The following is a 4,129-nucleotide window of genomic DNA, read 5'->3' as shown; positions in this document are numbered from 1 at the left end:
GTACGTCTTCTTCACGCGCTTCGACAACATGGTCGCGGTGACGAACGGCGTGGACGGCGGGGCCCACGCGGCCCTCCAGGAATCGATCGGCAACCGGTACCCGGTGAGCGTCAGCCTCGGTACCGCGGTTGCCGAGCGACCGGTCGACGCGCTAGAGGACGCGAACCGCCGGCTCCAGGTGGAGGGGAGCGCGCAGGACGAGGCCCGGACCGAGGTGCTCGCCGGCGAGTACCTCACGGAGACGACGGGCTCGGACCTCCAGATCGCGCACTTCGACGTCGTCAACGCGACCGGCAAGTACACCGACCGGCTCAACGAGTTCGACACGTTCATCAACATCGAACAGGCGTACGCCTCCGTCATGCGGTATCTCCGGGAGGAGCACGGCGCGCTCTCCTTCTTCGTCGGCGGCGACAACATCATCTCGGTCTGCCCCGACCTCCGCGAGGGCGCGTTCGCCGACGCGGTCGCCCACGTCGAAGACGACGTCGGCGTGGAGCTCCAGGTCGGCGTCGGCCGGGGCGCCTCCGCCCACGAGGCGGGGTTCGCCGCCAAGCACGCGCTGGAGGACTGCCGTCACGACGGGACGAGCGTCGAGCTGTTCGGCGTTCCCACCGCCGGCGACTGAGTCGGTATCGGGACCGCGGCGACCGGACCGTCGCCTCGTGGGCGTCGGTTATCTAACTTGATAGCTGCGACTCCACGTTTATATATGTCGACTGAAAACTCCCGGTCAACATGTCCGATGAGATAGTGTTCGTTTGCACGGCGGACGACTGCGACGAGGGGCCGTGGGAAGGGTCGCACGACGCGATGGCCCACTGCGCCGAGCACCCCGACCACGGCTACACCGGGCGACCGCGAGACGGGGTCGACACCGAGACGGTCATCCCGGCGACGGCGACCCGGAAACGAGACAACCGGAACCTCCAGCACAAGGGTCACCCGAAGGGCGCGCTCTCGCAGGACGACTGAGCGACGCCGAGGGCGACGTTCGCCTCCTTGACTGGCGTCAGCTTACGGCGGTCGGCGGGTCCGCTCGATCGTATTCGGTCCCCCGGTGCTTCCCCCGTCTACGCCTCCTCGAAGAGCCCGAGGTCCTCGGCGACGAGGTCGGCGAGTTGGTCTTTCAGCGCCGGGTCGACCTCCGCCACCTCCTCGCCGTCGTGTTTCCCGTCGTTGTGTCTCGCGAGCGCGTCCGCCACGTCGGAGAGGGGGACGCTGGTCTCCGTCTCGCACTCGGTGCAGACGATCGGGACAGACGGTTCTTCGGTGGACATACGTCGGGTGATCGCGGGTCGATGATATATGCCTTCGGGAGCGCGGCCCGAATCGTCCGTCGCGAACCGCGCGTCAGTCGCGAACCGCGCGTCGGTCTCGAACCGCCAGCGTCACCACCCCCGGGGCGCTATCGGCACGCATGCGCGTCCTCGTGACCGGAGCGGCGGGCGGGATCGGCGGCGGCGTCGTCAGAACGCTCGCGGCCGCCGACCACGACGTGACCGGGATCGACCGCGACGCCGACGGACTGGCCGCGCTCCCCGACGCCGCGGAGACCCACGCCCTCGATCTGCGCGACGGCGACGCGGTGGAGGCGCTGCTCGCAGACCGCGAGTTCGACCGCGTCGTCTCCTGCGTCGGCGGGTACGAGATCGCGGCGGTCGAAGACACCACCGTCGACTCGTTCCGCCGCCAGCTCGACACGAACCTGACCGCGGTCCACACGGTCGTCCGGGCCGTCCTCCCGTCGATCCGCGAGCGCGGCGGCCGGATCGTCGTGGTCGGCTCGATGGTCGGGTCGACCGCGCTCCCCTATCACGGCGCCTACAGCGCCGCGAAGGCCGGGTTACGCGGGTACGCCGACGCTCTCCGACGCGAGGTCGAGCCCCATGGCGCCACGGTCGCGTTCGTCGAGCCCGGGCCGGTTCCGACCGGGCTCAACGAGCGCGCGGCCGCTCGGATCGCCGATCGGATCGCTGACGCGGACCCCGACGGCCCGCACGCGGACGCCTACCGGGCGTTCGAGGGGTACGCGCCCGCCGCGACCGACCTCGAGACCGTGGTCGAGCGCGTCGTCGTCGCGGCCACGACCGATCGGCCGCGGACGGTGTACCGGGTGAGCCGCCGCGCGCGCTGGCTCCCGCGACTGGCCGCGGTGCTCCCCGACCGGCTGTACGATCGGCTGGTCCGCGCCGGGCTCCCCAGCGGGATACTCGGGCGGCTGATCGATCGGTAGCGGCGAGGGGCCGGGGGCCGGGCCGCTCACGACCGGGAACACGTCAGCGAGGCGGCGCCTCACCGGATTACTCGGTGAATCGCCCGACTGCACGGGCGCCTCACCGGACCGTCCGGCTCCATCGCTCGCGGACGCGACCCGCAAGCCCCTAAGTCGCGGGGGTCCAAGCCGACGTATGGTCGAGGCACCACAGACCGAGGAGGGGTGGTTCGCGCTGCACGACTTCCGGTCGATCGACTGGGACGCGTGGCGCGACGCCCCCGAGCGGGAGCGACGCCGAGCGATCGAGGAGGGCGAGGCCTTCCTGAAACACCGCGAGCTGGTCGCCGACGCCGACGAGGGGGACTCCGGCCTGTTCTCCGTGCTCGGACACAAGGCCGACCTCCTGTTCGTCCACTTCCGCCCGTCGCTCGACGACCTCTCGTCGATCGAGCGCCGGTTCGAGGACACCGCCCTCGCGAGGTTCACCGAGCGGACGACCTCGTACGTCTCGGTCACCGAGGTCTCTGGGTACGTCTCCGACGCGTACTTCGAGGAGGGGCCCGAGGAGATCGACGCCGGCCTCCGCCGGTACATCGAGGGGAAGCTGACGCCGGAGATCCCCGACGACGAGTACGTCTGCTTCTACCCGATGAGCAAGCGCCGCGGCGAGGAGTACAACTGGTACGACCTCGACTTCGAGGACCGCGCCGAGCTCATGGCCGGCCACGGCGAGGTCGGCAAGGAGTACGCCGGGAAGATCAAGCAGGTGATCGCCTCCTCGGTCGGCTTCGACGACCACGAGTGGGGCGTCACCCTGTTCGGATCGGACCCGACGGACATCAAGGACATCGTCTACGAGATGCGGTTCGACCCCGCCTCCTCGCGGTACGGCGAGTTCGGCGACTTCTACGTCGGCCGTCGGTTCCCGCCGCGCGACCTCGACGCGTTCCTCGGGGGCGAGACGGTCCCGACCGGGCGCGCCCCCGAGGACGAGGGGGCCGGCCACCCGCACGGCGAGGGCGGTCACGGCGACGAGGGGAGCCACGGCGGCGAAGGCGGGCACGGCGACGACGGCCACGGTCGCGGCGAGGGCCACGACCGCTCGGGCGCGGGCGGCGGCCCCGCGCACGGTGACCACCCCCACGGCGAGGAGGCCGGCGGCGAGGGGGACCATCCCCACGGCGAGGGCGACGGACACGGCGAGAAGGGCGGGAGCGGCGGCGGCGGCGGCGACGGGGCCTCCGACGAGGACATCCGCGGCGAGCTCGCCGACCTCGACATCTACGCCGGGAAGCCGCACGGCGAGGACGTGTACGCCACGGTACTGTACAGCGAGGCCGACACCGACGAGCTGTTCGACGAAGTCGAGGGGCTCCGCGGCAACTTCGACCACTACGGCACCCACGTCAAGACCGCGGTGTACGAGGGGCGCCACACTGACCGCGCCGCGGTCGTCTCGATCTGGGACACCGCGTCCGCGGCGGAGACCGCGGCCGGCTTTCTCTCGGAGCTGCCCGACATCGTCGCCCGCGCCGGCGAGGAGTCCGGCTTCGGCACGATGGGGATGTTCTACACCGTCAAGCCCGACTACCAGACGGAGTTCGTCGAGACGTTCGACGACGTCGGCGAGCTGCTTGCGGAGATGGGGGGCCACGTCGAGACCGACCTGATGGTGAACGTCGAAGACGAGAACGACATGTTCATCGCCAGCCAGTGGAACGCGAAGGAGGACGCGATGGCCTTCTTCCGCTCCGACGAGTTCTCCGAGACCGTCCAGTGGGGCCGCGACGTGCTGGCCGACCGTCCCCGGCACGTGTTCCTGGCGTAACGCGACTGGACACACGCAGCTTTTTATAAGAACAGCGGGTCGGCAGAGAATTCCGCCAAAGCCCCAGCCGCTCGGTTATAAAT

5 protein-coding genes are annotated in these 4,129 nt (G+C 70.3%); 4 read left to right on the top strand and 1 reads right to left on the bottom strand.

Annotated elements, in window-relative coordinates; all coding sequences use genetic code 11:
• Both Q0916_RS10985 and Q0916_RS10980 read left to right on the top strand, forming a co-directional pair.
• Window positions 1-628 (top strand): GTP cyclohydrolase IIa (locus Q0916_RS10985; protein ID WP_299237311.1); only part of this gene is annotated, 628 nt, incomplete at its 5' end.
• Between the two features lie 110 nt (window positions 629-738).
• A complete protein-coding gene (locus Q0916_RS10980) occupies window positions 739-975 on the top strand; it encodes a hypothetical protein (RefSeq protein ID WP_299237310.1) in 237 nt (78 codons plus the stop codon).
• A gap of 98 nt (window positions 976-1,073) precedes the next feature.
• Here Q0916_RS10980 and Q0916_RS10975 read toward each other — a convergent pair whose 3' ends face one another.
• Entirely contained in the window at window positions 1,074-1,280 is a 207-nt protein-coding gene (locus Q0916_RS10975) for a hypothetical protein (protein ID WP_299237309.1), read from the bottom strand.
• Between the two features lie 140 nt (window positions 1,281-1,420).
• Between Q0916_RS10975 and Q0916_RS10970 the strand changes: the two genes are divergently transcribed.
• Window positions 1,421-2,236, top strand: coding sequence for an SDR family NAD(P)-dependent oxidoreductase (locus Q0916_RS10970; protein ID WP_299237308.1), 816 nt, complete (start codon window positions 1,421-1,423; stop codon window positions 2,234-2,236).
• Between the two features lie 175 nt (window positions 2,237-2,411).
• Entirely contained in the window at window positions 2,412-4,046 is a 1,635-nt protein-coding gene (locus Q0916_RS10965; RefSeq protein ID WP_299237307.1) for a heme-binding protein, read from the top strand.
• The last annotated feature ends 83 nt before the right edge of the window (window positions 4,047-4,129 follow it).

Source organism: Natronomonas sp. (assembly GCF_028274965.1).
Lineage (GTDB): Archaea > Halobacteriota > Halobacteria > Halobacteriales > Haloarculaceae > Natronomonas.
Note: the sequence above shows the minus strand (reverse complement) of the source record. Positions and strands in the feature narration are given on the sequence as shown.